Origin of the sequence: Streptomyces sp. NPDC005181 (genome assembly GCF_040608395.1) — a bacterium.
Lineage (GTDB): Bacteria > Actinomycetota > Actinomycetes > Streptomycetales > Streptomycetaceae > Streptomyces.
In genome coordinates, this window is record NZ_JBEXID010000012.1 from 93,826 (window position 1) to 119,634 (window position 25,809).

The following is a 25,809-nucleotide window of genomic DNA, read 5'->3' on the forward strand; positions in this document are numbered from 1 at the left end:
CCGCGCTTCCCGGTTTCTCAGGGAATTCACAGGATCGGGAAAGGACCCTCTCAGAGGCGTCTCACAGGGTTGAGGCATGACGACGACCACGCCCCAGGGGCGTACCGAACTGCTCAGGCCGGACCGCAATCCCGTCCGCGTGCTGGTCGTGGACGACGAGGCGCCGCTCGCCGAGCTGCTCTCCATGGCCCTGCGTTACGAGGGCTGGGAGGTGCGTAGCGCCGGGGACGGTGCGAGTGCCGTCCGCATGGCGCGCGACTTCCGGCCCGACGCGGTGATCCTCGATGTGATGCTGCCCGACACCGACGGGCTCTCGGTGCTCGGCAAGCTGCGCCGGGACCTCTCCGAAGTCCCCGTGCTGTTCCTGACCGCGCGCGACTCGGTGGAGGACCGGATCGCCGGACTCACGGCGGGCGGCGACGACTATGTGACGAAGCCGTTCAGCCTGGAGGAGGTCGTGGCGCGGCTGCGCGGGCTGATCCGGCGGTCCGGGACGGCGACGGTACGGAGCGAGTCGACGCTCGTCGTCGGTGACCTGGTGCTCGACGAGGACAGTCATGAGGTGTGCCGGGGGACGACCTCCATCCACCTCACCGCGACCGAGTTCGAGCTGCTGCGCTTCCTGATGCGCAATCCGCGACGGGTGCTGAGCAAGGCGCAGATCCTGGACCGGGTGTGGAACTACGACTTCGGCGGGCAGGCGAACGTCGTCGAGCTGTACATCTCGTATCTGCGCAAGAAGATCGATGCCGGACGGTCGCCGATGATCCACACCCGGCGCGGGGCCGGATATCTCATCAAGCCCGGTGAATAGCCCGGTGAGCAGTCGGGCGCGGCGGCGCGGAGAGCGGTGGGGAAGGGGGCCGTGGACGCTGCGGACCCGGCTGGTGGTGTCCGCGGTGACGCTCATCGCCGTGGTGGCCGCGGTGATCGGTTCGGTCACCACCATCGCCTTCCACAAATATATGTACGACAAGCTCGACGGCCAGCTGCACTCCATCGCCATGCGGGCCTCGAAGCCGCCGCCGGGCGGCAGCGTGGCCGACGCGGATGGCCTGCCGATGCCCGCCGACGGCCCGGACGACGATCCGCTGGCCTTCATAGACGCCCGCGGGCAGCCTTTCGGCACGCTCGGTGCGGTGTCCGTGGACGGTTCGATCACTGTGTCGAGCGTGGTCCAGGACAATTCCGCCGCCGTCGAGCAGAGCGCCGCGGCCGGTGAGAGGCCGCTGAAGGGCGCCGAGGAGAAAGCCCTGGAGGCGGCGGGCGTCGAGGTGGGGGACCGGGCGCGGAGCATCGTCCTGCCCGGACTCGGCTCGTACCGCGTGGAGGCGGTCGTGGGAGCGGACAGGACGACGACCGTCCTCGTCGGCATCCCCGCTGCCGAGGTGCGCGGCGCCCTCACCACCCTGATCCTCGTCGAGGTCTGTGTCACCGGGGCCGGGCTGATCGCCGCCGGGGTCGCCGGGGCCGCCATGGTCGGGGTCGCGCTGCGGCCGCTGCGCCGGGTCGCCGCGACCGCCACCCGGGTCTCCGAACTCCAGCTGCACAGCGGTGAGGTGGCACCTCTGGAGCGGGTGCCGGCCGCCGAGGCGGATCCGCGGACCGAGGTCGGGCAGGTGGGTGCGGCACTCAACCGGATGCTGGGGCATGTCGGGTCGGCACTGGCGGTGCGCCAGGAGAGCGAGATGCGCGTACGGCAGTTCGTCGCGGACGCCAGCCATGAGCTGCGGACGCCGCTCGCCTCGATCCGCGGCTACGCCGAACTGACCCGGCGCGGACGCGAGGAGACCGGTCCCGACACCCGGCACGCGCTGGGCCGGATCGAGTCCGAGGCGGAACGGATGACGGGCATGGTGGAGGATCTGCTGCTCCTCGCCCGCCTCGATGCCGGGCGCCCGCTCTCGTACGAGAGCACTGATCTGTCACCGATCGTCGTCGACGCGGTGAGCGATGCCCGGGCAGCCGGGCAACGGGGTCATCACTGGCGGCTGGAGCTCCCCGACGAGCCGGCGACCGTGCACGCCGATCCGACCAGGCTCCACCAGGTGCTGGTCAATCTGCTCGCCAATGCCCGTACGCACACCCCGCCCGGCACCACCGTCACCGCACGCGTACGGACCGGGGCCGCTCATCCGTGGGTGACGCTGGAGGTGCAGGACGACGGGCCGGGAATCCCGGCGCAGCTGCTGCCGCATGTCTTCGAACGGTTCGCGCGCGGCGATGCGTCGCGCTCGCGCAGCGCGGGTTCCACCGGGCTCGGCCTCGCCATCGTGCAGGCTGTCGTCACCGCGCACGGCGGCCGGGTGGAGGTGCGGTCGGTGCCGGGGTGCACGGTCTTCGCCGTCCATCTGCCTGCGGTGCTGCCGCCGGTTCTGCCTGTGGTGCGGCCTGCTGTTCCGCCGGTCCGTACCCACTCACAGCACAACCACAGGCCCGTCACACCGGTGTGACAGCGGAGTTGGCGAGTGTCGATGTCATGCGAACCGACTCTTCCTGGAGCACCTTGCCGGCCCGGGAGCATCTCCTGGCCGGAGCGGTCGACGCGGCAGGTGCCCCCGTCCTCGATGTGGTGGTACCCGTCTACAACGAGGAGAAGGACCTCGAAACCTGTGTGCTGCGCCTGCACGACCATCTGGTGCGTACCTTCCCGTACGCCTTCCGGATCACCGTCGCCGACAACGCGAGCACCGACCGCACGCCCCAAGTGGCGGCCCGGCTGGCGGCGGTCCTCCCGCGGTGCCGCTCGTACCGGCTGGAGGAGAAGGGGCGCGGGCGTGCGCTGCGTACCGTCTGGTCGCAATCGGACGCCCCGGTCCTCGCCTATATGGACGTCGATCTCTCCACCGACCTCAACGCTCTGCTCCCGCTCGTCGCACCGCTGATCTCCGGGCATTCGGACCTGGCCATCGGGTCGCGGCTGGCCCGCAGCTCCCGTGTCGTGCGGGGATCGAAGCGGGAGTTCATCTCGCGGGCCTACAACCTCATCCTCCGGTCGTCGCTGGCCGCGCGGTTCAGTGACGCGCAGTGCGGGTTCAAGGCCATTCGGCGGGACGTCGCGCAGCGGCTGCTGCCGATGGTCGAGGACACCGGCTGGTTCTTCGACACCGAGATGCTGGTCCTCGCCGAGCGCGCCGGGCTGCGCATCCATGAGGTGCCGGTCGACTGGGTCGACGACCCCGACTCCACGGTCCACATCGTGCGGACGGCCACCGAGGACCTGAAAGGCGTGTGGCGGGTGGGGCGGGCGCTGGCCGTCGGAGCGCTGCCGCTGGACCGTCTCGCCCGGCCCTTCGGGGATGATCCGCGCGACCGCGGGCTGAGCGGTGTGCCGGGCGGCCTGGCCCGCCAGCTGGTCGGGTTCTGCGTCGTGGGCGCGCTCTCCACACTCTTCTATCTCGCCCTGTACTCGCTCTTCCGACTGGGCGCCGGCCCGCAGATCGCCAACGGCGGCGCGCTGCTGGTGTCGGCCGTCGCCAATACGGCAGCCAACCGGAGGCTCACCTTCGGCGTACGCGGTCGTGGCGGCGCGGTACGCCATCAAGCGCAGGGCCTCGTCGTCTTCGCCGTCGGCCTCGCGCTGACCAGCGGCTCGCTCGCGGCGCTGGGCGCGGCGTCCGGATCGCCCTCGCACGGTACGGAACTCGCCGTGCTGATCGCGGCCAACCTCGCTGCGACGGTGCTGCGGTTCCTGCTCTTCCGCGCCTGGGTCTTCCCGGACCGGGCCCCCGTGGCCGGCCGCGCCGACGACACTCACCACGAACTGGGGAACGTCCGATGACCACCTTGCACCCCACCGGCCGGTTTCCGGCACCGCCGACCACGGCTGCACCGGCTGCCGAGGAGCCGTTCCTGCGGCGCGTACGGCAGGGCAGGCCGGAGGACCCGCGCTGGGCACGGCCCGCCTTCCTCGTCCTGCTGCTGGCCATTGCGCTGGCTTACCTGTGGAATCTCAGCGCCTCCGGTTACGCCAACTCCTTCTACTCCGCCGCCGTGCAGGCCGGCAGCCGGAGCTGGAAGGCGTTCTTCTTCGGCTCGCTGGACGCGGCGAACGCCATCACCGTCGACAAGCCCCCGGCCACGCTCTGGCCGATGGCCCTGTCGGTGCGCATCTTCGGCCTCAGCTCGTGGGCGATCCTGGCTCCGCAGGTGCTGATGGGGGTGGCGACGGCCGGGGTGCTGTACGCAGCGGTACGCCGCCGGTTCGGCGCGGCCGCCGGACTGATCACGATGGCGGTGTTCGCGCTCACGCCCGTCGCCGCGCTGATGTTCCGCTTCAACAACCCGGACGCGCTGCTCGCGCTGCTGATGACCGTGACCGTCTACTGCGTGCTGCGCGCGCTGGAGAACGGACGGACGACGTGGCTGGTGTGGGCCGGGGTCGCGGTCGGTCTCGCGTTCCTGTCGAAGACCCTGCAGGCGTTCCTGATCCTGCCGCCGCTGGCCGTGCTGTACGCGGTGTGCGCGCCGACGACGGTACGGAAGCGGTTCGGTCAACTCGGGCTGGCGACGCTCGCGATGGTCGTCGCGGGCGGCTGGTGGGTGGCGATCGTCGAACTCTGGCCCGCCTCCTCCCGCCCGTACATCGGCGGTTCGCAGAACAACTCCTTCCTGGAGCTGACCTTCGGCTACAACGGGCTCGGCCGGATCAGCGGCGACGAGACGGGCAGCGTCGGAGGAGGCGGGGGCGGTGGTCAGTCCGGTGGCCAGTGGGGCGAGACCGGCATCGGCCGGATGTTCAACTCCGAGATCGGCAGCCAGATCTCCTGGCTGCTGCCCGCCGCGCTGATCCTGCTCATCGCGGGCATCCGGCTCACCTGGAAGGCGAAGCGGACGGACAACGCCCGCGCGGCCTTCCTCGCCTGGGGCGGCTCGCTGCTGATGACCACGGTCGTCTTCAGCTTCATGGCCGGCATCTTCCACCAGTACTACACGGTCGCCCTGGCCCCCTGTATCGCGGCGCTCGTCGGGATGGGTGTCACGGTTCTGTGGGAGGAGCGGGCCAAGTGGGCGGCGAGCGGAGTGCTCGGTGCCACGGTCGCTGTCACGGCGCTCTGGTCGTACGTCCTGCTGGGGCGAACCCCGGACTACCTGCCGTGGCTGCGCTGGGCCGTCCTCATCGGCGGTCTCGTGGGCGCGGTGGGTCTGCTGCTCGCGGCCCGGGCCGGACGCCGGCTGGCGTTCGCCGCGGTGGGGATCGGTTTCGTCGCATCGCTGGCCGGACCGACGGCGTACACCCTGAGCACGCTGAACACCGGGCACCAGGGCTCGATCGTCACGGCTGGTCCGTCGGGCGCCAGCACGATGGGCGGTGGTGGCCGGGGTGGTCCCGGAGGTGGTGGCGGAATGCAGCCCCCGGGCCAGAACAGCCAGAACAGTCAGAACAGCCAGGCCAATCAGCAGGATGGCGGCATGGGCCGGCCGTCGACCGGCGGCCAGGGCGGCTTCCCGGGCGGCGGCCAACAGGGCCAGGCCCAGGGCCAGAGCAATCAGCAGAACGGCACGCCGGGCGGCGGCCCCGGTGGCATGGCCGAAGGCGGCATGGGCGGAGGCGGCGGCATGGGCGGTCTGCTGAACGGCTCGTCCGTCAGCTCCCGGGCCAAGAAGCTCCTGGAGAAGAACGCCGACGCCTACACCTGGGCAGCCGCGGCCATCGGCTCGCAGAACGCCGCCAGTTACCAGCTCGCCACCGGCGACCCGGTGATGGCGATCGGCGGATTCAACGGCAGTGACCCGTCCCCGACGCTCGCCCAGTTCAAGCAGTACGTCGAGGACGGAAGGATCCACTACTTCATTTCGAGCGGCACGGGCGGGACGGGCGGCATGGGCGGCGACAGCGGCACCTCGTCCACGATCAGCTCGTGGGTCGAGGACACCTTCGAGAAGGTCACTGCCGGCAGTTCGACCTTCTACGACCTGACCCGGCCCACGAGCTGATCCGAACCGGCCGTCAGCGCCGGAGCAGCAGCAGATCGGCGACAACCGGGCGGTGGTCCGAGGCAAGTGTCTCGGCCACCGCCGCGTCGCGTACCCGCACGCCGTCCTTGGACACGGCCACGAAGTCGATCCGTTTCACCGGGTCCAGCGCGGGGAAGGTCGGCGCGCCCGGTTCGGCATCGGCCAGCTCCTCCCAGAGCGGGGCCAGTTCCGGGGCATCCGGCTCCGCGTTGAAGTCGCCGAGCAGCACCTTGCGCCCCTCGTCCTCCGCCATGACCCGCCGGGTGTCGGCGACCTGCGCGATCCGTACGGACGGGTCGCCGCGGTAGTCGAGGTGCGTCACATACACATGCACGGGCATCCCCTTCACCCGTACGACCACCTCACCGAAGCCGGGCGCGGGCGCCGGCACGGGGTTGGGGACCTGGGTGGAGAGCCGGGTGATCTCGTGGTTCTCGGCGCTCACGATCCGGTACCTGGACAGCACCGCGACGCCGAACTCGCGCCGCGGCGCCCCCGTTGTCGTGGGATCGAGGCTGTATATCGGGGCGAACGACACCCGCATGTGCAGCCGCTCGGCCAGCTCGCCCGCGACATCGCGCCACTGGCTGCGGGTGTCCCAGTGGACATCCACCTCCTGAAGCCCGATCACATCGGCGTCCAGCGCGCGCAGTTCCGCCGCCTGCCGGTCCAGATCGAAGACGTTGTCCATGCCGGCGCCCGCATGGATGTTGTACGTGGCGACGCGCAGCGGCACCGGACGCCCCGGCCCGGCAGCTCCGGCGGGCGGGGCGGCGGCCACCCCCAACAGTCCCGCAGCGATCAGGACTTCCACCGTACGACGACGCAGTGACATGCCACTCCTGGTGCTGGTCGGCTCCCTTTCGGATCAGCGCCGAGCACCGTACCGCGCGAAAGTTGCTTGTACGCCGTACGGGAGGTGCTTTACGGTGTACAACGCTTCCCCCGTACACCGTACAAGAACTCCAGGAGCTCAAGGAGCCCGCATGACGGCGACCGCAGCCGCCCAGAACCGGCTCACGCCCCCAGGCCACCCGCAGCGCTGGATGATCCTCGGCGTCATCTGCCTCGCCCAGCTCACCGTGCTGCTCGACAACACGGTCCTCAACGTCGCGATCCCATCCCTCACCCGGGAGCTGGACGCGTCCACCGCCGATGTGCAGTGGATGATCAACGCCTACTCGCTCGTCCAGTCGGGTCTGCTGCTCACCGCGGGCAGCTCCGCCGACCGCTACGGCCGCAAGAAGATGCTGCTCGCGGGTCTCGTTCTGTTCGGTATCGGTTCTCTGGTGGCGGGGCTCGCCCAGTCGTCCGCGCAACTGATCGCCGCCCGTGCGGGCATGGGCATCGGCGGTGCGCTGCTCATCACCACGACCCTGGCCGTCGTCGTCCAGATCTTCGACGACGCCGAGCGTGTGAAGGCGATCGGCATCTGGTCCACCGTCAACTCGCTGGGTTTCGCCGTCGGGCCGCTGATCGGCGGGGTCATGCTCGACCACTTCTGGTGGGGCGCGATCTTCCTGGTCAACATTCCGGTCGCGGTCCTCGGCCTGGTCGCCGTGGTCCGGCTCGTACCCGAGTCCAAGAACCCGCGTGGCGACCGTCCCGACCTGCTCGGGGCGCTGCTCTCCACCGTCGGTATGGCCGCCGTCGTGTACGCGATCATCTCCGGCCCGGCACACGGCTGGACCTCGGGCCAGGTCCTGCTCACGGCCTTCACCGGGGTCGCCGTCCTCACCGGTTTCGTGCTGTGGGAGCTGCACATCCCGTATCCGATGCTGGACATGCACTTCTTCCGGAACCAGAAGTTCATCGGGGCGGTCGCGGGCGCGATCCTGGTGGCGTTCGGAATGGGCGGCTCGCTGTTCCTGCTCACCCAGCAGCTCCAGTTCGTCCTTGGCTACGGGCCGCTCGAGGCGGGTCTGCGTACGGCTCCGCTGGCGCTGAGCGTGGTCGCGCTCAACCTCACGGGCCTGGGCGCCAGGCTGGTGCCCAGGCTGGGCACTCCCGCCACCATCGCTGCCGGGATGAGCCTGCTGGCCGCGGGTCTCGCCGCGATCGCCCTGCTCGGCGGCAACGGCTACGGCGGCATGCTGCTGGGCCTGGTCGTGATGGGCGCAGGCATCGCCCTCGCCATGCCCGCCATGGCCAACGCGATCATGAGCGCCATTCCGCCGGAGAGGGCGGGCGTGGGCGCCGGGGTCAACGGCACGCTGGCCGAATGCGGCAACGGGCTCGGGGTCGCGGTGCTCGGTGCCGTCCTGAACTCCCGGTTCGCCGCCCTCGTACCGGCGGCGGTCGGCGCCGCCTCGCTGCCCGCCGCACTCGCCGCGGCGACCGGCGACGGGGAGCGGCAGCGGATCACCGATGCCTTCGCCTCGGGACTGGAGGCGAGTCAGCTGGTCGGAGCGGTGGCGGTGCTGGCCGGCGGTCTGCTCGCCGCCGTACTCCTGCGGCGGGCGGAGCGGGCAGAATCGGCTCAGGCAGACTCGGCCGCGGCAGCGGCCTAGCATCAGGCGGGGCGTACCGGACCGTATGAATCCGGTTCCTGCGCACAGGGTACGGATCAGGTCCGTCCCGCCGGCAAGACGAGGAGAGTGCGCCATGGCGTCCGCGGCCGATCGTGTGAAAAACCCTGCCCGGACCAGCGTCTGGCTGGACCAGCGGGCACCCTCACGCACCCGCAGGGCCGATCAGCCGGCCGGACTCGACCGCGAGAAGATCACCGCGGCGACGGTCCGGCTGCTGGATGCCGAGGGCCTCGCCAAATTCTCCATGCGCCGGCTCGCCGCCGAGCTGGACGTCACCGCGATGTCCCTCTACTGGTATGTCGAGACCAAGGACGACCTGCTGGAGCTGGCCCTGGACTCGGTCTACAGCGAGATCGCGCCTCCCCGGGAGGAGGCGCACTGGCACGACCGGCTGCGCGAACTGGCCACCACCTATCGGGAACTGCTGGTCCGGCACGTCTGGGTGTCGCCGCTCGCGGGTCACTTCCTCAATATCGGCCCGCACTCGATGCTGTTCTCGTACGCCGTCCAGGACGTGATCCGGGCGACGGGGCTGCCACTGCGCCGGCAGACGGGAGCACTCTCCGCGGTCTTCCAGTTCGTGTACGGATTCGGCACCATCGAGGGCCATTTCGTGCAGCGTTCCGCGGAGGCGGGACTCAGCCAGGACGAGTTCTTCCAGCGGGCCATGGGCACGATCCGGGCCCAGCCGCAGTTCAGCCGGATGGTCGAGTCGTCGCAGGACCTGATGGACGCCCGCGGCGGCGACACGGTCGAGGAGATGCGCGAGCGGGACTTCGACTTCGCCCTGGACCTGCTGATCGCGGGCATCGAGGCGATGCGGGACCGCTAGGTCCTGTCAGACCCTGTCCTGCGCCCGTCAGTACCCGCGGCCCACGTCCACGGCCGTCCCCGGCACCCGCCCCGCCGCCAACGCCTCCCAGCACGCGGCGAAGTCCGTGAGGATGTCCTCGTCCGCCGTGATGCCCGCGGAGTGCGAGGTGATCACCGTACGGGGCAGCTGCCAGCAGCGATCGTCGGGCGTGGCGGGTTCCTCGGGCAGCACGTCGAGCACCGCCCCGCCCACCGCACCGGAGTGCAGCCCGGCCTCCAGTGCCCGCATGTCCACCGTCGCGCCCCTGCCGACATTGATGAAGGTGGCACCACCCATGCCCGCGAACCGGTCCGCTCCGAAGAACCCGGCCGTGGCGGGGGTCAGCGGCAGCGTGGAGACCACCCAGCGCGCGGACGCGAGCGATTCGGCGTCGTCGTCCGCTCCGACGACCCGGTCGAAGCCCGCCGGCGTCGCACGTGACCCGCGCCCCACGCCCACGGTCCGGATGCCGCACCTCCGCAGCAGACCGGCGACGGCCGAGCCGATGCGACCGGTCCCGTAGATCACGGCCGTCTCCCCGGAGGCGAGTCCGGAGGGGATACGGCGCCACTCGGCCCGTGCGTGCTGGGCGGCGAACTCGGGGACGGACTGGCAATCGGCGAACACCCAGGCCAGAACGTACTGGGCGATCCGCTCACCCATGCGGCCCACCGTCCGGGTGAGCAGTACCCCGGGCGGCCACGGTCCGGCGCTCAGCAGGGCGTCCGTACCGGCGTTCACGCTGTGGAACCAGACCAGCGGCCCGCCCCGCAGCGCATCCGGCAGTGTGGCCCCGACACATATGAAGGGTTCCTCCGGCAGTGTGCCGGAGAAACCCTGTTCCACCGGGCGGCCGGTGATGTGCTCCAGACCGTGGACGACGGAGGCGCCGACGTCCGGTGCGGCCAGCAGCCGGGCCCGCGCGAGCAGGCCTGGCGCCGGAACGTTCTCCCTCATCCTGGAACAGCCGTCAGCTGCCGGGCGCCAGGTGGGCGGGGAACCCGCCCGTGGCAATCGGCCCCCACCGCTCCGGAGTGATCCGGATGATCGACTTGCCCTGCTTCACCATCGCCGCCCGGTACTCGTCCCAGTCCGGGTGCTCCCCCGAGATGTTCCGGAAGTACTCGACGAGCGGTTCGACCGAGTCGGGCGCATCGATCACCTCGGCCGAGCCGTCGATCTGTACCCACGCCCCGTCCCAGTCGTCCGACAGGACGATCACGCTCACGCGCTCGTCCCGCCTCGCGTTGCGGGTCTTGGCCCGTTCGGGGTACGTCGAGACGACGATCCGGCCCGAGTCGTCGACGCCACAGGTCAGCGGGGAGCCCTGCGGGCGGCCGTCGGACCGGGTGGTCAGCAGGATCGCCCGGTGCCGGGGCCGTACGAACGCCAGCAACTCATCGAGCTCCACGGCGGTGTTGGTCGCGATATTGGGTGCCATGTCCGCAGACTACGACGGCAGGGAGTCCCCCTGCACGGCCTGGATGTCCAGCTCGACCCGGAGCGTCGTGCCGATCGCCGAGATGCCGGCCTGGACCACCTGGTTGTAGTTCATGGCGAAGTCGTCGCGGCGCAGCTCGGCCGTGGCGCTGAACGCCGCGCGCGTCCCGCCCCACGGGTCGGGGCCGGTGCCGAGGTAGCTCAGGTTCAGGTCGACGTCCCGCGCGACACCGTGCATCGTCAGCTCGCCGCGCACGGTCCAGCGGTCGGGACCGGCCGGCTCCAGCCCGTCGGAGCGGTACGTGATCTCCGGGAACCGGTCCGAGTCGAGGAAGTCCGCCGACCGCAGGTGCTTGTCCCGCATGTCGTTGCCGGTGTCGATGCTGGCCGCGCTGATGACGGCGTCGACCCGGGACCGGTGGAGTTCCTCGGCGATCTCGATCCGGCCGCTGAACTCGGTGAACCGGCCGTGCACGCTGGAGATCCCCAGGTGCTGCGCGACCGCACCCACCGAGGAGTGCGCCGGGTCCAGCGACCAGACACCCGGCGGCGGCAGCTCCACGCCACCCTGGCGGGCCAGCACCACCGTGCCCGCCTCGGCCCGTCCGCTCGCCGTGACGAGGGCGGTCGACGCGGCCGGGGCGTACCCGACCGCGGTCACGATCACCGTGTACGCGCCGGCGGGCAGCAGGGCGTCGGTCCGAACCGCCCCGTCCTCGTCGGCGGCGGCTCGCAGCACCTGGGTGCCGGTCATGTCGGTCACCGTCACGACCGCGTGCTGGACGGCCCAGCCGTCCCGCGTCCGTACCTGTGCGCGAAGTCCCATCCCGTTTCTCTCCTTGCTCCATGACTCAATGAGTCGGGCCCCGGAGTGGGGACGGCAGGCCGTCCCCTGCCTGCCGTTCCCACCACCGGGGCCCATTTCCACCGGGGGCAGCCTCTCCGCTCGAAGCGCTGCCAGCCAGGGGTCCTTGTTACTCGATCACTCGCCGGGGTGGGCGAGTTCGATGTCGTGGCCGTCGACCCCGCGACCGGCCACGGTCAGCGCGCCGGCCACGGGCGGGTAGCCGGTCGCGATGACCGAGTACTCGCCCGCGTCCAGGTCGGCGAAGGCGTACGCCCCGTCCTCCCCGGTCGTCGAGGTGGCGACCACATTGCCCGCCGCGTCGACCAGCGTGACGCGGGCGTCCGGCAGCGGCCGCAGGGCGGCACCGGCCCGCACGACACCCTGGACCAGCGCACCGGACTGCAGTGCGGCGTCGACCCGGGTGACCCCCTGGCCGCCGATCTCCACGGGCAGCGCCAGCGGACGGTATCCGGCGGCGTTCACCGCGACGGTCACCGCACCGGGCACCAGCTCGGCGAAGGTGAACTCGCCGTTCTCGGCGGACTTGCCGGTGGCCAGCACATCACCGCGCACATCGGTCACGATGACCATGGCGCCGTCGACCGGAGCGCCGTTCTCGGCGGCCCGCACCGTCCCGGCCAGGCCGCTGGTACCGACGAGCAGGATGTCGTACGACAGCTGCTCGTCGCCGACGACCACGGTGGACGCCTGCGGCTGGAAACCGTCGGCGGACGCGATCAGGACATAGCTGCCGGAGCCCGGCGCCTGCAGACCGTAGCTGCCGTCGGCCTGGGCGACGGAGCGCCCCAGCTGCCGGCCGCCCAGCGAGATCAGCGTCACGGCGGCCCCGGCCACGGGCGCGCCCTCGGCTCCGCGCACCACACCGCGTACCGGGGTGCCCTGCACGGTTGCCACCGGAGCTTCGAGCGTGTCGACCGAGGTGACCCCGGCCGCGCCCTCGGAGACCAGCGCAGCAGCACCGGACGGGACCTCGGCGAGGACCGCGGCGGGAACCTCGGCCCCCGCCGGGGCGTCGTTCGCGGCATTCGTCTTCAGCGCGACCTCCTTGATGAAGATCGTGATCAGGAAGGCGATCAGCGCGGCCGGAGCGGCGTACAGGAAGACATCGCCGACACCGTGCCCATAGGCGCTCTCCACGACCGTGCGGAACGGTGCGGGCAGTTTGTCCAGGTCGGGGATGCCCCCGCCGCCGGTACCGCCGTGGCCCAGGGCCGCGCCCTTCGGACCGAGGTCCGCGAGGCCGTCCTTGACGTAGTGGGTGACGCGGTTCGCCAGGACGGCGCCCAGCGCCGAGACGCCGATCGCACCACCGAGGGAACGGAAGAAGGTGACGATGGAGCTGGCTGAGCCGAGGTCGGACGGGGCGACCTGGTTCTGCGTGGCGAGCACCAGGTTCTGCATCATCATGCCGATGCCGAGACCCATCACGAACATGAAGATCGCGATGTGCCAGTACTCCGTGTCGTACCTGATGGTGCCGAGCATCCCGAGCCCGGCGGTGACCAGGAAGCCACCGCTGACCAGCCAGGCCTTCCAGCGGCCGGTCTTGGTGATGATCTGGCCGGAGATGGTCGACGAGAGGAACAGACCGGTGATCATCGGGATCGTCATGACGCCGGACATCGTCGGCGACTTGCCGCGCGCCAGCTGGAAGTACTGGCTGAAGAAGACGGTGCCCGCGAACATCGCGATACCGACGAACAGCGAGGCGACCGAGGCCAGTGTGATGGTGCGGTTACGGAAGAGGCGCAGCGGGATGATCGGCTCGCTGGCCCGGGACTCCGTGAAGACGAAGAGGGCGGCGAGCACCACGGAGCCGGCCAGTATCGCGGCGGTCTGCCAGGACATCCAGTCGTACTTGTCGCCCGCGAAGGTCACCCAGAGCAGCAGCAGCGAGACGGCGGCGCTGATGAAGAACGCACCCGTCCAGTCGACCTTGACCTCGCGCTTGACGACCGGGAGCTTCAGGGTCTTCTGGAGCACGATCAGTGCGATGACCGCGAACGGCACACCGACGTAGAAGCACCAGCGCCAGCCCATCCAGCTGGTGTCGGTGATGACACCGCCGAGCAGCGGGCCACCGACGGTGGCGACGGCGAAGACCGCGCCGAGGTAGCCGCTGTAGCGACCGCGCTCACGCGGGGCGATCATCGCGGCCATCACGATCTGGGCGAGGGCGGAGAGACCGCCGACACCGATGCCCTGCACGACACGGCAGACGATGAGCATGCCGCTGCTGGTCGACAGACCGGCCACGACCGAGCCCGCGACATAGATGATCAGAGCTATCTGGACCAGCAGCTTCTTGCTGAACAGGTCGGAGAGCTTGCCCCACAGAGGCGTGGTGGCCGTCATCGCGAGCAGCGAGGCCGTGACGACCCAGGTGTACGCGGACTGGCCGCCGCCGAGGTCCGAGATGATCTCGGGAAGAGCGTTGGAGACGACGGTCGACGACAGGATCGCGACAAACATGCCGAGCAGCAGCCCGGTCAGTGCTTCCATGATCTGCCGGTGTGTCATCGGCGCGCCGTCGGGGGAACTGGTTCCCCCGTGCTTGGCGTGGCCGCCCCGCACACCGGTTGGTGTGGTCGTAGCCATTGAGTTCCTTGTCTTTGCTTCTGTTACACGGGGGTACGGGTGTACGGGTCGTCGTCGCTGTCAGCAGGCCGCAAACGGCACTCGTCGCTGTGCTTTCCGGGGGCGCACCCACCGGAGCCGCGACGGGCGAAACTGTCGCGCAGCCGGGCCAGCAGCGTGTTGAGCTGTCCGACGTCGTCGTCGGACCATTCCTGAAGGTGGTGGGCGAACATTTCGGTGATCCGCAGGTTCAGATCGACGAGTACGTCGTCTCCCGCGGGGGTCAGCCGCAGGATGCGGGACCGTTTGTCCGCCGGGTCCGGAGACCGTTCTATCCAGCCGCGCTCGGCCACATGGGCGACATGTCGGCTGGTCACCGACATGTCGACGGCCAGCAGCTCGGCGAGTCTGCTGATCCGCATCTCGCCGTGCTGGCTGAGGAGGGCCAGTACGGCGGCGGATCCGCCAGGACATTCAGCAGGCAGGATGCGGGCGAGTCCGCGTTTGACGGATCCAACGGCGCTGAGCTGCCGGGCCAGTTCTTCGTACTGACTCCGTGCGGCCACGGGACCCCCAGACTGTGCTTCTGCATCTTGTTGCTTAGGGCAACCATAGAACTGTTGGTTGCTGCAGGCAAACGAAAACGGCCTTGCAGAAGTAAAGGAACGCAAAAGGCTGCGTAGGGCCCGGGTCAACGCCCAGCGTGCGCCCGGCGCACTCCGCGGCCGTGTGCATCGCGCCACAGGCCGCAGCGGTTCACCGGTTCTCCGCCTTCGGTGCGGGGCCTTCACCGACCCGGGGGTTGGGCCGTACCCCCGAGTTCGCTAGGGTCCTGGCCCATGGCACACAACCCCCATGTCCCCCAGGGCCCCGAGGGCAACAGCGACCCGGCGGGCAGCACTCAGATGTTCCGCGCCTTCGTCGACGAGGGCGAGCCGCAGCGCCGGCAGCAGCCGGCCGCGTCGTCCGGACCGAAGACCGGGGTGATCGTCGCCGTCGTCGCGGTGGTCCTCATCCTCGGTGCTGTCGCCTGGCTCGCGCTCCGCTGACCTGCCGCTCCGGCTCCGCTCTCTCCACCCGTCACTTCCAGACGGCGGTGACGTCCCGGGTCTCGATATGCATGCCCAGGGGCACCCGCCAGGCGTCCACACAGACGGTGTACGTCTTCTTCCGCGCCGCTCCCGCGTCGATCGGCGCGGGCAGCGGCGCTGTCGACTCGATGGTCGCCCAGTCGATTCCCAGCGCGCCGATGATGTGCGTGGCGAAGGTGACCGTTCCCGACCGGACCGGTGAGCCACCGGTATTGCGGAACTCAACGGTCACTTTCTCGCACCAGCGGTCATCGGCTGCCGCCCGCTCGGGTGCGCTCAGCGTCAGCACCGCAGGCCCATCGGGTGCGGTGGAGCCCGGTGCGGACGGGGTGGACGGGCCCGGCGAGCCGCTTTCCGTGCCACCGGAGTCTGTGCCGCCGGTGCTCCCGGAGCCACCGGAGCCGCCCGTGCCGCCGCTGCTCGAACAGGTTGCGGAGCCCGCGGTGCCACCGGCGCCGGACGGGCCGGGCGACTGTGTACCGCCGCCCGCATCGTCCCCCGCATCGCCCGCACCACCCGGGTTGCCGCTCTTTGCGGAGGAGCCCGGCTTCGGCTCCGCGCCTGCGCCGGAGTCACTCCCGGTGCCGTCCAGCGGGATCAGCGTCACCTTCCCCGAGGGGGCCACCGCCCCCATGGGCGCCTTCTCCGGCCCCGTACCCACCGCGCCGACCGCCACGTAGCCGTCGCCCTCGTCTGCCCCCGCGCCACAGGCGGCGAGCGCGCCGCCCAGGCACAGCACGGCCGCCGAGGCGACGAACACTGTGCCCCGGCGGCCGGTCGAGCCCCATGTCTGACGTCGCATCGCGCCAGTGTGGCTGACGGCCCGTCAATTCGGAACCCTCGTGCCCCAGTGCGGCGTTCGGCGGCGCTCGGCGGTGGTCAGTCGGCGATGAGTCCTTCCCGGAGCTGTGCGAGCGTCCGGGTCAGCAGCCGCGAGACGTGCATCTGCGAGATGCCGACCTCCTCGCCGATCTGCGACTGCGTCATGTTGGCGAAGAACCGCAGCATGATGATCTGCCGCTCCCGGGGCGGGAGTTTGGCCAGCAGCGGCTTCAGCGACTCGCGGTACTCGACGCCCTCCAATGCCGCGTCCTCGTAACCGAGCCGGTCCGCGAGGGAACCCTCGCCGCCGTCGTCCTCGGGGGAGGGCGAGTCCAGCGAGGACGCGGTGTACGCATTGCCGACGGCCAGACCGTCGACCACGTCCTCCTCGGAGACCCCGAGCGCCACCGCGAGCTCCGGCACGGTCGGCGAGCGGTCGAGCTTCTGGGCCAGCTCGTCGCTGGTCTTGGTCAGCGCGAGCCGCAGCTCCTGGAGCCGGCGCGGCACCCGCACCGACCAGGAGGTGTCGCGGAAGAAGCGTTTGATCTCGCCGACGACGGTGGGCATCGCGAACGTCGGGAACTCCACGCCCCGCTCGCAGTCGAACCGGTCGATCGCCTTGATCAGACCGATCGTGCCGACCTGGACGATGTCCTCCATCGGTTCGTTACGGCTCCGGAACCGCGCCGCCGCGTAACGCACGAGCGGGAGGTTGAGCTCGATGAGTGTGTCCCGTACGTAGGCGCGCTCCGGACTGTCGTCCGGTCCGTCGGGGCCCGGTGCGGGACCCAGGGCGGCGAGCCGCAGGAACAGGGAGCGGGACAGAGTGCGGGTGTCGATGGCTTCCGACGAGCTGGTGAGCACAACGGGTGCGGGTGCGCTCTTCGTGAGCGTGAGCACCTTCGAGCTGCCCTGTTCTGCGGACATGCCACCCCCTTGAGGTCGCGGACGGTCGCGGTGAGCCGCGACCATCGGAGGAACGCAGCCTCCACCTGAATACCGGAGGCGGGGCTGCGGCAAACGCGGTTCACGCAGAATGTCACATGTCGGCAACACGCTGTAGTGACATGTCGACAAGTCAAGGTGGAGTATGCGCAGTTAACAGGGGGTGTGCGGCATTCAGGCCATCCGGAGCGGGCTTTGAGTGATCTACCCGATCCGGTTACGCCTCGATCCTATTTGCTGATCTGAGTCGTGCGAAGCTTCTGGCCAGCAGTCTTGACACATGCATCTGGGAGACGCCCAATTCGGCGCTGATCTGCGACTGCGTCAGATTGCTGTAGTAGCGCAGCAGCAGGATCCGCTGCTCGCGTTCGGGCAGCTGGACGAGCAGATGCCGGACCAGGTCGCGGTGTTCGACTCCGGCGAGCGCGGGATCCTCGTAGCCGAGCCGGTCGAGCAGTCCGGGCAGCCCGTCGCCCTCCTGGGCCGCCTCCAGTGAGGTCGCGTGGTAGGAGCGGCCGGCCTCGATGCAGGCCAGGACCTCCTCCTCGGAGATCTTCAGTCGTTCGGCGATCTCGGCGGTGGTGGGCGAGCGGCCGTGCGCGGTCGTCAGGTCCTCGGTGGCGCCGGTGACCTGGACCCAGAGCTCGTGCAGCCGTCGCGGTACATGGACGGTCCGTACGTTGTCCCGGAAGTACCGCTTGATCTCGCCGACGACGGTGGGCATCGCGAAGGTCGGGAACTGTACGCCGCGCTCGGGGTCGAACCGGTCGATGGCGTTGATCAGACCGATCGTGCCGACCTGGACGACATCCTCCATCGGTTCGTTACGGCTCCGGAAGCGCGCAGCGGCGTACCGGACGAGGGGGAGGTTGGCCTCGATCAGCGCCGCCCGCACTCTGCCGTGCTCCGGAGTTCCCGGTTCCAGCTGCTTGAGCTGCCCGAAGAGGACCTGGGTGAGCGCCCGGGTGTCCGCACCCCGGGTCCTGGCGGGCGTCGTGCTGTCGGGCGTCTCCGTCTGGACGGTCTGGGGGGGCACTTGAGGCGCTGTACTGGCCGGCACGATACGCCACCCCTTTGCGGTCAATTTCGGTCAACTCATCCGTCAAAAGCGGTCATAGCATCACAAGACATGTCCACTGTGTGCAAGCACCGCGTAGTGCCGTGTTGGGGTCAAGTTGGTTTAAACAACAGGAAAAGCCCCTCACCGGATCGGTGGGGGGCTTACGCGCTCCTGGACCGAGGGGTCCGGAACGTCGGAACCGAGAGGGTCAGAACGGATAGTCGGCGATCACCCAGGTGGCGAAGGCCCGCCACTGTCCGGTGGCGGCCTGATGGGCCGGGTGCTCGATGTAGCGCTTCAGCGCGTCCTCGTCGGCGACCGCGGAGTTGATGGCGAAGTCGTAGGCGATCGGCCGGTCGGTGATGTTCCAGGCGCACTCCCAGAACTCCAGTTCGGGGATCTGTCCCGCCAGCTCCTGGAACGCCTGCACCCCGGCGACGACCTGCGGATCCTCGCGCTGCGCGCCGTCGTTCAGCTTGAACAGGACCAGGTGGCGGATCATGGGGTACTCCTACTTCACGAGCTCGGACATGAAATCGCCGACGCCCTGTGCGGCACTCGAAACGCCCTCGAACCCTACCTGGACAAGATCCGCGGCCCGTTCTGGGGACGTGATGATCGTGTACAGCACGAAGACGACAACCATGTAGAGCGCGATCTTCTTCGCTTGCACCATCCGCCCCTGCCACCCCATTCGATCCCCTGTGCAGTCGGGCGATTCTATCCGCACAGATGGCCGTATCCGGTGGGGGTTTCCGGTGGGGGTTTCCGATGGGTTTTTCGATCACACCTCCGATCCGATGCTCGTGCATCGGCGACTGCCTGGCCGCCCCGCTCCACGTGCACACCCGCGGCGTGGATTTCCGGGCCCGGCCGACCTCAGTACGGGTGCCGGTCCGCCTTGTTCATCCATGAGTCGTAGGCCTGGGCGCCGATTTCGGGATGGACCTGCTCGACCCTGATCCTTCGCTGGTCGAGCGGCTTCTTGAAGTCCTCGTACTGATAGGCGTCGTCGAAGCCGATCCGGCGGGTGTCGTCCAGGTCACAACTGAAGTACACCGCATCGATCCGCGACCAGTAGATGGCGCTCATGCACATCGGACAGGGGGCCCCGCTGATGTAGATCGAGCAGCCCTGGAGCATCCGGGCCCGCTCGGGCACGGAATCCGGCGACCCGTCAGCACGGGGGACGTACTCCAGAGTGCTCTCGTTCTGGTGCTCCTCGGAGATCGACGGAGCCTCGGGGTTGAGACGCTGCACGGCCTTGCGGATCGATTCGACCTCGGCGTGGGCCGTGGGGTCGCCGGTGAGGAGCACCCGGTTCTGTCCGCGGGCGATGATGTCGCCGTTGCGGGTGATCACCGCACCGAAAGGTCCGCCCCAGCCGTTCTCCACCGACTCGGTGGCCAGCCGGACCGCTTCGGTGATGAGCTCTTTGTGTTCCATCCCTGCGTCTCCGATCGACATTGATGCCCTTGACGAAATGAACGTGCGGAAACGGGCAATCAAATGTCCGATTTGCCCCAAAAATAGCGCATACATTAGGCTACGGCAGGTGAGCCTCCGTGCAAGCCGTGAGCCGCCGGCCGAGAACGCCACCGTTGTGACCTCGCAGAAGGTGCGCGCGGGCCGCACGGACGACTACCAGCGCTGGCAGCGCAGGATGAACGAAGCAGCTCGTGAATTCGACGGGTTCGAGGGCGCCGAGGTGTACCCGCCCGAAGCAGGCGACGACAACGAATGGGTGGCGGTCTTCCGTTTCGCCGGTGTCGACCACTTGCGGTTCTGGCTGGACTCGGGCACACGGCAGGAACTGCTCGCCGAAGGGCAGGAGTTCTTCGAGGGATCTCCGACGCAGGAGGTGCTTCGTGGCGGAGCCCCTGCCGAGCAGTCGCCGGAGGTGGTCACGGCCGTCATCTCGCACGAGGTGAAGCCCGGGCGGGAAGAGGAATTTCTGCGCTGGCAGGAGAAGGCCTTCAAGGCACAGGCCAAGTCACCCGGATTCATGGGGTCCGAGCTGTTCAGGCCCGTGGAGGGCGTGCAGGAGCACTGGGTCGTCGTCTTCCGGTTCGACTCCCGCGAGCACCTCGACGACTGGCTCGCATCCGATGTCCGCCAGACACTGTTGGAGGAGGGCCGCTCCTATTTCGCCTCCTACGACGTACGCAAGGTCGGCTCGGCGTTCAGCGGTTGGTTCCGCTTCGGCGAGGGCAAGCAGGACAGCGCGCCGCCCAACTGGAAGCAGGCCATGACCGTGCTCCTGGCCCTGTATCCCACGGTGATGGTCCTGAACCTGACCGAGGGGCGCTGGCTGGGCAAGCTCGGTGTCCCCGGATACATCGGCCTCTTCATCGGGAACGTGCTGAGTGTCAGCGCGCTGACCTGGCTGCTGATGCCTCTGGTGAACAAGGCACTCGCCTTCTGGCTGGTGCCCAGCCGCGCAACCACCTACCGCGTGCACCTGACCGGTGCCGCGGCAGTGGTGCTCTGCTACGCGCTGGTCCTCGTCATCTTCGGCCTGACCACCCAGTGACCGATCACCAGTCGGCTGCAGCCGTGACGCGAGGAGGTCGTGATGCCCGAACGGACGCACGCAGGCCCGATCGAGGGGACCCTGATCCGACGGGGCGACCCCGGTTACGACCGTGCCCGGGCCGGCGCGGTGTGGAACGGGCTCCTGCCGGAACGGTTCCCCGAGGTCATCCTGCAGGCCGCCGCCGAGCGGGACATCCCCCCGGCCCTGGCCTGGGCACGCGTCCAGGGGCTGCGTGTCTCCATGCGCTCCGGCGGGCACAACTGGTCCGGCTCCCAACTCCGCGACGGGGGCTTGCTGATCGACCTGTCACGACTGCGGCACTGCAGCGTCGACCTGGTGTCGGCGACGGCCGAGGTGGGGCCCGCCACGACCGGGCAGGACCTGGTCGAGGCCCTCGCCCCGTACGACCTGGCCTTCCCCGTGGGTCACTGCCCCTCGGTAGCGGTGGGCGGCTTCCTGCTGAGCGGCGGACTCGGCTGGAACTCCCGTGCGTGGGGACCGGCATGTGCCGACGTCCTGGAGATCCGGGCCGTCACTGCCGACGGCCGGACGGTCATCTGCAGCGAGACCGAGAACGCCGACCTCTTCTGGGCCGCGCGCGGCGCGGGGCCGGGATTCTTCGCCGTCGTCACCGGTTTCCGGCTCCGTCTGCACCCTCACCCCGCGGCCATCACGACCACCGGCCTGACCTTCCCGCTGGCCGACGTCGAGCACGTGACGGGCTGGGCCGTCCGGATCGCGCGTGACCTTCCGTCGAACGTCGAGACGGCTCTCGTCCTGGCAGCTTCCGGCGAGGCGACGGCCACGGCTCCGCCGGGACCGCGGATCAGCGTCGGCGCCACTGCGTTCGCCGCGACATGGGACGAGACGCTCGCCGCTCTCGAACCCCTGGGCACCTGTCCGTTCGCCGGGCAAGCCCTGTCCCGGCAGCCACCCGAGCCGACGTCCTTCGCCGCACTGCACGAAGGCGCCGGCCAGGTGTGGCCGCGAGCGCATCGCTACGCGGCGGACACGCTGTGGTCGGCGGAGGGCTACGAGACCCTGATGACCCGCATCGCCGGCGTCCTGGCCCGGGCCCCCTCCGGTAAATCCCTGGTGCTCGCGCCCGTGCAGCCGGTCTCCCCGGACCCGGCGTTGCTGCGGAACATGGCCTTCTCGGCGCCCGGCGAGTCCTACCTCGTCTGTTACGCGATCTGGGACGATCCGGCCGCGGACGATGCGAACACCGGCTGGCTGCGGGAGGCGATGGCCGCGGCGGACCCGTCGGGGCACGGCGGCCACTACATCGCCGAATCGGACCTGGAAGCCGATGCCGACCGGGCCCGGCGCTCGTACGACCCCGCCGACTGGGTCCGCCTGCAGGAGCTCAAGCTCAAGTGGGACCCGCAGAACGTCTTCCACTCCTACCTCGCGCCGGTGACATGAGGCGGCCGGCTCGGGCGCCCTTGATGCGCGTCCGGCACCGGTAACGGGGACCCTCATGAAGGGTCCTCGCGCAGGATCGGGGTGGTGCACGTAGGGGCACAAAAAGACCGCCCCCGACCTGCTTTCGCAGGATCAGAGGCGGTCTTCCGAAGCGGTAGCGGAGGGATTTGAACCCTCGGTGAGTTTCCCCACACTCGCTTTCGAGGCGAGCTCCTTCGGCCGCTCGGACACGCTACCGAGAGAGAGCTTAGACCATCTCGGCCGTGGGTCGAAATCCGATTCTTCGGTGTGCGCGGACGCCGGGTCGGAGGTGGTGGGTGCCGCAGGGTCAGCGCTCGCGGAAGAAGGCCGTCAGCTGGGCGGAACAGGCGTCCTCCAGGACGCCGTGGATCACTTCGGGCCGGTGGTTGAGCCGCCGGTCCCGTACGACGTCCCAGAGCGAACCCGCCGCGCCCGCCTTCTCGTCCCGTGCCCCGTAGACCACACGGGCCACCCGGGACTGCACGAGCGCGCCCGCGCACATCGTGCACGGCTCCAGGGTCACCACCAGCGTGCACCCGGAAAGCCGCCATTCGCCGAGCGCCGCGGCGGCCCGGCGCACGGCGAGGATCTCGGCGTGCGCGGTCGGGTCGCCGGTCGCCTCGCGTTCGTTGTGTCCCGTGGCGAGCAGGGTGCCGCCCGGGCCGAGGACGACGGCGCCGACCGGCACATCGCCGGCCCGCGCCGCATGCGCGGCCTCGTCCAGGGCGCGGCGCATGGGCGCCCGCCACGGGTCCCGTACAGGATCGTGCGGTGGTTCGTCCGTCGGATCGTGCGGTTCTGGCAGTCGGTGCGGGCCCGGTCGTTCGGTCACCCGCGGACCCTAACGGACGGTTTCCAGGACCTCGGCCGCTCCCAGCGCGTCCGCGATCTCCACCAGTGCGTCCGTCCGCAGCATCAGCAGCTCCTTCTCGGGGAGACCGAGGTCGGCCAGGACCCCGGTGTCACCGAGTGGACCCACCGGTACGGCGTCGGCGTCGAGTCCGTCGTCGTCGAGGTCGGTGTCGTTGTTGTTGTCGGTGGTCTGGTCCGGCTCGCCGTCCTCCGTACCGTCGAGGCCGACGAGCTCTTCGAGGGCGGCAATCGAGTCCTCGGCCTCGGGTTCGCGGCCGAGCAGTTCATCGGTGAGCAGGATCTCCCCGTACGAGGAGCGGGCGGCGGCGGACGCGTCCGAGATGTAGATACGGGGGTCCTCCTCACCGTCCACCCGGATGACGCCGAACCAGGCGTCCTCCTGTTCGATGAAGACGAGCACCGTGTCCTCGTCCACCGAGGCCTCACGGGCCAGATCCGTCAGATCGGACAGGGTCTCCACATCGTCGAGCTCCGTGTCGCTCGCTTCCCACCCGTCTTCGGTGCGCGCGAGCAGTGCGGCGAAGTACACCGTGACTCTCCCACTGGTCATAGGGGTGTCGGTCCGGCGGGAGGACAGTCGGTGATCCGGCTGTCCTGCGCCCCGCCCATCGGAATCGTGGCAGAAACGAAGCGTTCGCGAGAGGAGTTCGACCGTTGCGTCGGCCATGAGTTGTCGACAACACCGCTTCCAGGGGGCCGTCCGGTGGTCCGGACGGCTACCAGCGGAAGGTCCGCATCCGCATGGCTTGGCGCATTCGGGCGGCCCTGGCCCGGCGTGGCTGGACCCGGTCGCGCAGCGCCTTCGCCTCATGAAGCTCACGCAGGAACTGGGCGCGGCGCCTGCGGCGCTCCGCGTCCGTCTCGGGCGCGTCCAGCGCGTCCAGCGTGTCCCGTGAGCCATGCGTGTCCTGCGGTTCCGGCTGGTCCCGCTTCCCCTGCTCCCCGTCCGGCATCAGCACATCACCCCAAGGCTGGGTCCATATGCCCCCACCTTCCCTCCGAACGGGCGGTTGATGCCAGCGCAGAGGTGCGGGTGGCCCGGCTACTGTTGAGCCCATGCGGATCCACGTCGTCGACCACCCGCTGGTCGCGCACAAACTCACCACCCTGCGCGACAAGCGCACCGACTCCCCGACCTTCCGGCGGCTCGCCGACGAGCTGGTCACCCTGCTCGCCTACGAGGCCACCCGGGACGTGCGCACCGAGCAGGTCGACATCGAGACCCCGGTGACGCCGACCACCGGCGTGAAGCTGTCGCACCCGCGGCCCCTGGTCGTGCCGATCCTGCGGGCCGGTCTCGGCATGCTCGACGGCATGGTCCGGCTGCTGCCGACCGCCGAGGTCGGCTTCCTGGGCATGATCCGCAATGAGGAGACGCTCCAGGCGGAGACATACGCCACGCGGATGCCTGAGGACCTCTCGGGCCGCCAGGTGTACGTCCTGGACCCGATGCTCGCCACCGGCGGCACCCTGGTCGCGGCCATCCAGGAGCTGATCAAGCGCGGTGCGGACGATGTCACCGCCGTCGTGCTGCTCGCGGCGCCCGAGGGCGTCGAGGTGATGGAGCGCGAGCTGGCCGGTACGCCGGTCACCGTGGTCACCGCCTCGGTCGACGAGCGACTCAACGAGAACGGCTACATCGTGCCGGGGCTCGGCGACGCGGGCGACCGGATGTACGGCACCGTCGACTAGACGCAACGGTCCCGGAGAAGGCTGTTCGGCCCTCGCATCCTGTGCTGCGGTCTCACCCGCAGGAGGGTGCGGGGGCCGGCTTGTTCAGTACGGCAAGGGCCGCTGCGGCAGCCTTCGGGGTGTCCAGCTTCTTGAACGCCGTACCGAGGATGAGATCGACGTCCGCCGTCTTGCGGGCGTCGGTCTTCGGCGTGACGCCCGTCAGCTGCGTTCCGAGGACCGGGAACGTGCCCTTCGTGGCCGCCGGGGCGCCCAGCAGGATCCCGGGCCCGGGGACCTTCTTGTCGTACGCGGCCGAGGCGTTGCCCACCTTGCCGATGCGGAAGCCGCGCTTCTTCAGCTCGTCGGCCGCGGCCTTCGCGAGCCCGCCGCGCGGCGTCGCGTTGTAGACGTTGACCGTGATCCTCGCCGGCTTCGGGAGGGCCTTCACGGACGCGGACGGTTTGGCGGAGGGGCAGTCGGCCCTGCGGTCGGCGGCGCTGGCCGTCCTGTCGCCGGTGAAGACGTCGATGAGCTGCAGCGTCCCCCATCCGGCCAGCCCGAGGGTCACCACGGAGGCGAGGGACGCGAGGACCAGTCTGCGACGGTGCCGGGGACGCCGCATGCGCGGGTATTTGTCGCCCGTGATGCGGTACTTTCCGCCCAGGCCGGGGGGAGTGAGCATGCTCATGGGCGCAGCGTAGTGCGACCCGGTGAAGATGCGTACTAAATGATCAACGGATGGCACCCGTCCGAGTGCGAATGCACCCGAAAGCACCCGATGAGTGCCGTTCGTCAGCCGAGCTCGAGGACGCGGGCGTGCAGTACCTGGCGCTGCTGGAGTGCTGCGCGGACCGCGCGGTGCAGCCCGTCCTCCAGATAGAGGTCGCCCTGCCACTTCACGACGTGGGCGAACAAGTCGCCGTAGAACGTGGAGTCCTCGGCGAGGAGGGTTTCGAGGTCCAGCTGACCCTTGGTCGTCACCAGCTGGTCGAGGCGGACCGGGCGCGGCGCGACATCCGCCCACTGCCGGGTGCTTTCCCGGCCGTGGTCGGGATAAGGCCGCCCATTTCCGATGCGCTTGAAGATCACACGGAAAGCCTACCGGCCAAGAGCCTCCGGGCGCAGCCATGGAGCG

27 protein-coding genes and 1 tRNA gene are annotated in these 25,809 nt (G+C 69.7%); 10 read left to right on the top strand and 18 right to left on the bottom strand.

Annotation, left to right across the window (positions count from 1 at the left end):
- Window positions 1-76 precede the first annotated feature (76 nt).
- The 4 genes from ABZV38_RS11435 to ABZV38_RS11450 are packed head-to-tail and all read left to right on the top strand — an operon-like array spanning window position 77 to window position 5,937.
- Entirely contained in the window at window positions 77-814 is a 738-nt protein-coding gene (locus ABZV38_RS11435; protein WP_356326552.1) for a response regulator transcription factor, read from the top strand.
- A 4-nt stretch (window positions 815-818) separates the two neighbouring features.
- On the top strand, window positions 819-2,453 hold the full coding sequence (locus ABZV38_RS11440; RefSeq protein WP_356326553.1) for an ATP-binding protein: 1,635 nt from the start codon (window positions 819-821) through the stop codon (window positions 2,451-2,453).
- A 26-nt stretch (window positions 2,454-2,479) separates the two neighbouring features.
- A complete protein-coding gene (locus tag ABZV38_RS11445) occupies window positions 2,480-3,781 on the top strand; it encodes a bifunctional glycosyltransferase family 2/GtrA family protein (protein ID WP_356326554.1) in 1,302 nt (433 codons plus the stop codon).
- On the top strand, window positions 3,778-5,937 hold the full coding sequence (locus ABZV38_RS11450) for a glycosyltransferase family 39 protein (protein WP_356326555.1): 2,160 nt from the start codon (window positions 3,778-3,780) through the stop codon (window positions 5,935-5,937). Before ABZV38_RS11445 ends, ABZV38_RS11450 begins: the two co-directional genes overlap by 4 nt.
- 13 nt (window positions 5,938-5,950) lie before the next feature.
- On the opposite strand, the gene ABZV38_RS11455 is transcribed toward ABZV38_RS11450, so the two are convergent.
- Window positions 5,951-6,793: an endonuclease/exonuclease/phosphatase family protein gene (locus ABZV38_RS11455; protein WP_356326556.1), complete on the bottom strand. Its 843-nt coding sequence runs from the start codon at window positions 6,791-6,793 to the stop codon at window positions 5,951-5,953.
- 151 nt (window positions 6,794-6,944) lie between these two features.
- Between ABZV38_RS11455 and ABZV38_RS11460 the strand changes: the two genes are divergently transcribed.
- Window positions 6,945-8,468, top strand: a complete 1,524-nt coding sequence (locus ABZV38_RS11460) for an MFS transporter (RefSeq protein WP_356326557.1) — start codon at window positions 6,945-6,947, stop codon at window positions 8,466-8,468.
- A gap of 94 nt (window positions 8,469-8,562) precedes the next feature.
- Entirely contained in the window at window positions 8,563-9,321 is a 759-nt protein-coding gene (locus ABZV38_RS11465; RefSeq protein WP_356326558.1) for a TetR/AcrR family transcriptional regulator, read from the top strand.
- A 27-nt stretch (window positions 9,322-9,348) separates the two neighbouring features.
- Here ABZV38_RS11465 and ABZV38_RS11470 read toward each other — a convergent pair whose 3' ends face one another.
- The 5 genes from ABZV38_RS11470 to ABZV38_RS11490 all read right to left on the bottom strand — a co-directional run bounded on the left by ABZV38_RS11470 (window position 9,349) and on the right by ABZV38_RS11490 (window position 14,793).
- Window positions 9,349-10,299, bottom strand: a complete 951-nt coding sequence (locus ABZV38_RS11470; RefSeq protein ID WP_356326560.1) for an NAD(P)-dependent oxidoreductase — start codon at window positions 10,297-10,299, stop codon at window positions 9,349-9,351.
- Window positions 10,300-10,312: 13 nt separating this feature from the next.
- Window positions 10,313-10,783, bottom strand: a complete 471-nt coding sequence (locus ABZV38_RS11475) for a PPOX class F420-dependent oxidoreductase (protein WP_356326561.1) — start codon at window positions 10,781-10,783, stop codon at window positions 10,313-10,315.
- Window positions 10,784-10,792: 9 nt separating this feature from the next.
- Window positions 10,793-11,608 carry a YceI family protein gene (locus ABZV38_RS11480; protein WP_356326562.1) on the bottom strand — a complete coding sequence of 272 codons (816 nt, stop codon included), beginning with the start codon at window positions 11,606-11,608 and terminating at the stop codon, window positions 10,793-10,795.
- 156 nt (window positions 11,609-11,764) lie between these two features.
- The gene (locus ABZV38_RS11485; RefSeq protein WP_356326563.1) at window positions 11,765-14,248 is read right to left on the bottom strand and encodes a DHA2 family efflux MFS transporter permease subunit; all 2,484 of its coding nucleotides are present in this window, start codon (window positions 14,246-14,248) and stop codon (window positions 11,765-11,767) included.
- 23 nt (window positions 14,249-14,271) lie between these two features.
- Window positions 14,272-14,793, bottom strand: a complete 522-nt coding sequence (locus ABZV38_RS11490) for a MarR family winged helix-turn-helix transcriptional regulator (protein WP_356326564.1) — start codon at window positions 14,791-14,793, stop codon at window positions 14,272-14,274.
- A 273-nt stretch (window positions 14,794-15,066) separates the two neighbouring features.
- Here ABZV38_RS11490 and ABZV38_RS11495 point away from each other — a divergent pair, with 273 nt between their 5' ends.
- The gene (locus ABZV38_RS11495) at window positions 15,067-15,276 is read left to right on the top strand and encodes a hypothetical protein (protein WP_356326565.1); all 210 of its coding nucleotides are present in this window, start codon (window positions 15,067-15,069) and stop codon (window positions 15,274-15,276) included.
- Window positions 15,277-15,307: 31 nt separating this feature from the next.
- Here ABZV38_RS11495 and ABZV38_RS11500 read toward each other — a convergent pair whose 3' ends face one another.
- The 6 genes from ABZV38_RS11500 to ABZV38_RS11525 all read right to left on the bottom strand — a co-directional run bounded on the left by ABZV38_RS11500 (window position 15,308) and on the right by ABZV38_RS11525 (window position 19,591).
- Entirely contained in the window at window positions 15,308-16,120 is an 813-nt protein-coding gene (locus ABZV38_RS11500; protein ID WP_356326566.1) for a hypothetical protein, read from the bottom strand.
- 77 nt (window positions 16,121-16,197) lie between these two features.
- Window positions 16,198-17,067, bottom strand: coding sequence for an RNA polymerase sigma factor SigF (locus ABZV38_RS11505; protein ID WP_356326567.1), 870 nt, complete (start codon window positions 17,065-17,067; stop codon window positions 16,198-16,200).
- Window positions 17,068-17,302: 235 nt separating this feature from the next.
- Window positions 17,303-18,145 (bottom strand): RNA polymerase sigma factor SigF, encoded by an 843-nt coding sequence (locus ABZV38_RS11510; protein ID WP_356326568.1) that lies wholly within the window; start codon window positions 18,143-18,145, stop codon window positions 17,303-17,305.
- A 208-nt stretch (window positions 18,146-18,353) separates the two neighbouring features.
- The gene (locus ABZV38_RS11515) at window positions 18,354-18,647 is read right to left on the bottom strand and encodes a Dabb family protein (RefSeq protein WP_356326569.1); all 294 of its coding nucleotides are present in this window, start codon (window positions 18,645-18,647) and stop codon (window positions 18,354-18,356) included.
- Between the two features lie 9 nt (window positions 18,648-18,656).
- The gene (locus ABZV38_RS11520) at window positions 18,657-18,821 is read right to left on the bottom strand and encodes a hypothetical protein (protein WP_328627131.1); all 165 of its coding nucleotides are present in this window, start codon (window positions 18,819-18,821) and stop codon (window positions 18,657-18,659) included.
- Window positions 18,822-19,024: 203 nt separating this feature from the next.
- The gene (locus ABZV38_RS11525) at window positions 19,025-19,591 is read right to left on the bottom strand and encodes a nucleoside deaminase (RefSeq protein ID WP_356326570.1); all 567 of its coding nucleotides are present in this window, start codon (window positions 19,589-19,591) and stop codon (window positions 19,025-19,027) included.
- A gap of 109 nt (window positions 19,592-19,700) precedes the next feature.
- Between ABZV38_RS11525 and ABZV38_RS11530 the strand changes: the two genes are divergently transcribed.
- On the top strand, window positions 19,701-20,678 hold the full coding sequence (locus ABZV38_RS11530; RefSeq protein ID WP_356326571.1) for an antibiotic biosynthesis monooxygenase: 978 nt from the start codon (window positions 19,701-19,703) through the stop codon (window positions 20,676-20,678).
- A 42-nt stretch (window positions 20,679-20,720) separates the two neighbouring features.
- Window positions 20,721-22,106, top strand: a complete 1,386-nt coding sequence (locus tag ABZV38_RS11535) for an FAD-binding oxidoreductase (RefSeq protein WP_356326572.1) — start codon at window positions 20,721-20,723, stop codon at window positions 22,104-22,106.
- A 152-nt stretch (window positions 22,107-22,258) separates the two neighbouring features.
- Here ABZV38_RS11535 and ABZV38_RS11540 read toward each other — a convergent pair.
- The 4 genes from ABZV38_RS11540 to ABZV38_RS11555 all read right to left on the bottom strand — a co-directional run bounded on the left by ABZV38_RS11540 (window position 22,259) and on the right by ABZV38_RS11555 (window position 23,953).
- A tRNA-Ser gene (locus tag ABZV38_RS11540) sits at window positions 22,259-22,343 on the bottom strand.
- Window positions 22,344-22,434: 91 nt separating this feature from the next.
- Window positions 22,435-22,863 (bottom strand): tRNA adenosine(34) deaminase TadA, encoded by a 429-nt coding sequence (gene tadA / locus ABZV38_RS11545; protein WP_356326600.1) that lies wholly within the window; start codon window positions 22,861-22,863, stop codon window positions 22,435-22,437.
- Window positions 22,864-22,968: 105 nt separating this feature from the next.
- Window positions 22,969-23,529, bottom strand: a complete 561-nt coding sequence (locus ABZV38_RS11550; protein WP_356326601.1) for a hypothetical protein — start codon at window positions 23,527-23,529, stop codon at window positions 22,969-22,971.
- A 187-nt stretch (window positions 23,530-23,716) separates the two neighbouring features.
- Window positions 23,717-23,953, bottom strand: a complete 237-nt coding sequence (locus tag ABZV38_RS11555) for a hypothetical protein (protein ID WP_356326573.1) — start codon at window positions 23,951-23,953, stop codon at window positions 23,717-23,719.
- 103 nt (window positions 23,954-24,056) lie between these two features.
- On the opposite strand from ABZV38_RS11555, the gene upp reads away from it, so the two are divergent.
- A complete protein-coding gene (gene upp / locus ABZV38_RS11560) occupies window positions 24,057-24,692 on the top strand; it encodes a uracil phosphoribosyltransferase (protein ID WP_030929764.1) in 636 nt (211 codons plus the stop codon).
- 52 nt (window positions 24,693-24,744) lie between these two features.
- Here upp and ABZV38_RS11565 read toward each other — a convergent pair whose 3' ends face one another.
- Both ABZV38_RS11565 and ABZV38_RS11570 read right to left on the bottom strand, forming a co-directional pair.
- Window positions 24,745-25,362 carry a LytR C-terminal domain-containing protein gene (locus ABZV38_RS11565; RefSeq protein ID WP_356326575.1) on the bottom strand — a complete coding sequence of 206 codons (618 nt, stop codon included), beginning with the start codon at window positions 25,360-25,362 and terminating at the stop codon, window positions 24,745-24,747.
- Window positions 25,363-25,466: 104 nt separating this feature from the next.
- The gene (locus ABZV38_RS11570) at window positions 25,467-25,763 is read right to left on the bottom strand and encodes a type II toxin-antitoxin system VapB family antitoxin (protein ID WP_003955420.1); all 297 of its coding nucleotides are present in this window, start codon (window positions 25,761-25,763) and stop codon (window positions 25,467-25,469) included.
- Between the last annotated feature and the right edge of the window lie 46 nt (window positions 25,764-25,809).

What these genes read in the sequence shown, in the direction of transcription:
- ABZV38_RS11435 (WP_356326552.1), top strand. Translation starts at nt 77, where the DNA reads ATGACGACGACCACGCCCCAGGGGCGTACCGAACTGCTCAGGCCGGAC.
- ABZV38_RS11445 (WP_356326554.1), top strand. Translation starts at nt 2,480, where the DNA reads ATGCGAACCGACTCTTCCTGGAGCACCTTGCCGGCCCGGGAGCATCTC.
- ABZV38_RS11450 (WP_356326555.1), top strand. Translation starts at nt 3,778, where the DNA reads ATGACCACCTTGCACCCCACCGGCCGGTTTCCGGCACCGCCGACCACG.
- ABZV38_RS11455 (WP_356326556.1), bottom strand. Translation starts at nt 6,793, where the DNA reads ATGTCACTGCGTCGTCGTACGGTGGAAGTCCTGATCGCTGCGGGACTG.
- ABZV38_RS11460 (WP_356326557.1), top strand. Translation starts at nt 6,945, where the DNA reads ATGACGGCGACCGCAGCCGCCCAGAACCGGCTCACGCCCCCAGGCCAC.
- ABZV38_RS11465 (WP_356326558.1), top strand. Translation starts at nt 8,563, where the DNA reads ATGGCGTCCGCGGCCGATCGTGTGAAAAACCCTGCCCGGACCAGCGTC.
- ABZV38_RS11470 (WP_356326560.1), bottom strand. Translation starts at nt 10,299, where the DNA reads ATGAGGGAGAACGTTCCGGCGCCAGGCCTGCTCGCGCGGGCCCGGCTG.
- ABZV38_RS11475 (WP_356326561.1), bottom strand. Translation starts at nt 10,783, where the DNA reads ATGGCACCCAATATCGCGACCAACACCGCCGTGGAGCTCGATGAGTTG.
- ABZV38_RS11480 (WP_356326562.1), bottom strand. Translation starts at nt 11,608, where the DNA reads ATGGGACTTCGCGCACAGGTACGGACGCGGGACGGCTGGGCCGTCCAG.
- ABZV38_RS11485 (WP_356326563.1), bottom strand. Translation starts at nt 14,248, where the DNA reads ATGGCTACGACCACACCAACCGGTGTGCGGGGCGGCCACGCCAAGCAC.
- ABZV38_RS11495 (WP_356326565.1), top strand. Translation starts at nt 15,067, where the DNA reads ATGGCACACAACCCCCATGTCCCCCAGGGCCCCGAGGGCAACAGCGAC.
- ABZV38_RS11500 (WP_356326566.1), bottom strand. Translation starts at nt 16,120, where the DNA reads ATGCGACGTCAGACATGGGGCTCGACCGGCCGCCGGGGCACAGTGTTC.
- ABZV38_RS11505 (WP_356326567.1), bottom strand. Translation starts at nt 17,067, where the DNA reads ATGTCCGCAGAACAGGGCAGCTCGAAGGTGCTCACGCTCACGAAGAGC.
- ABZV38_RS11515 (WP_356326569.1), bottom strand. Translation starts at nt 18,647, where the DNA reads ATGATCCGCCACCTGGTCCTGTTCAAGCTGAACGACGGCGCGCAGCGC.
- ABZV38_RS11520 (WP_328627131.1), bottom strand. Translation starts at nt 18,821, where the DNA reads ATGGTGCAAGCGAAGAAGATCGCGCTCTACATGGTTGTCGTCTTCGTG.
- ABZV38_RS11525 (WP_356326570.1), bottom strand. Translation starts at nt 19,591, where the DNA reads ATGGAACACAAAGAGCTCATCACCGAAGCGGTCCGGCTGGCCACCGAG.
- ABZV38_RS11535 (WP_356326572.1), top strand. Translation starts at nt 20,721, where the DNA reads ATGCCCGAACGGACGCACGCAGGCCCGATCGAGGGGACCCTGATCCGA.
- tadA (WP_356326600.1), bottom strand. Translation starts at nt 22,863, where the DNA reads ATGCGCCGCGCCCTGGACGAGGCCGCGCATGCGGCGCGGGCCGGCGAT.
- ABZV38_RS11555 (WP_356326573.1), bottom strand. Translation starts at nt 23,953, where the DNA reads ATGCCGGACGGGGAGCAGGGGAAGCGGGACCAGCCGGAACCGCAGGAC.
- upp (WP_030929764.1), top strand. Translation starts at nt 24,057, where the DNA reads ATGCGGATCCACGTCGTCGACCACCCGCTGGTCGCGCACAAACTCACC.
- ABZV38_RS11565 (WP_356326575.1), bottom strand. Translation starts at nt 25,362, where the DNA reads ATGAGCATGCTCACTCCCCCCGGCCTGGGCGGAAAGTACCGCATCACG.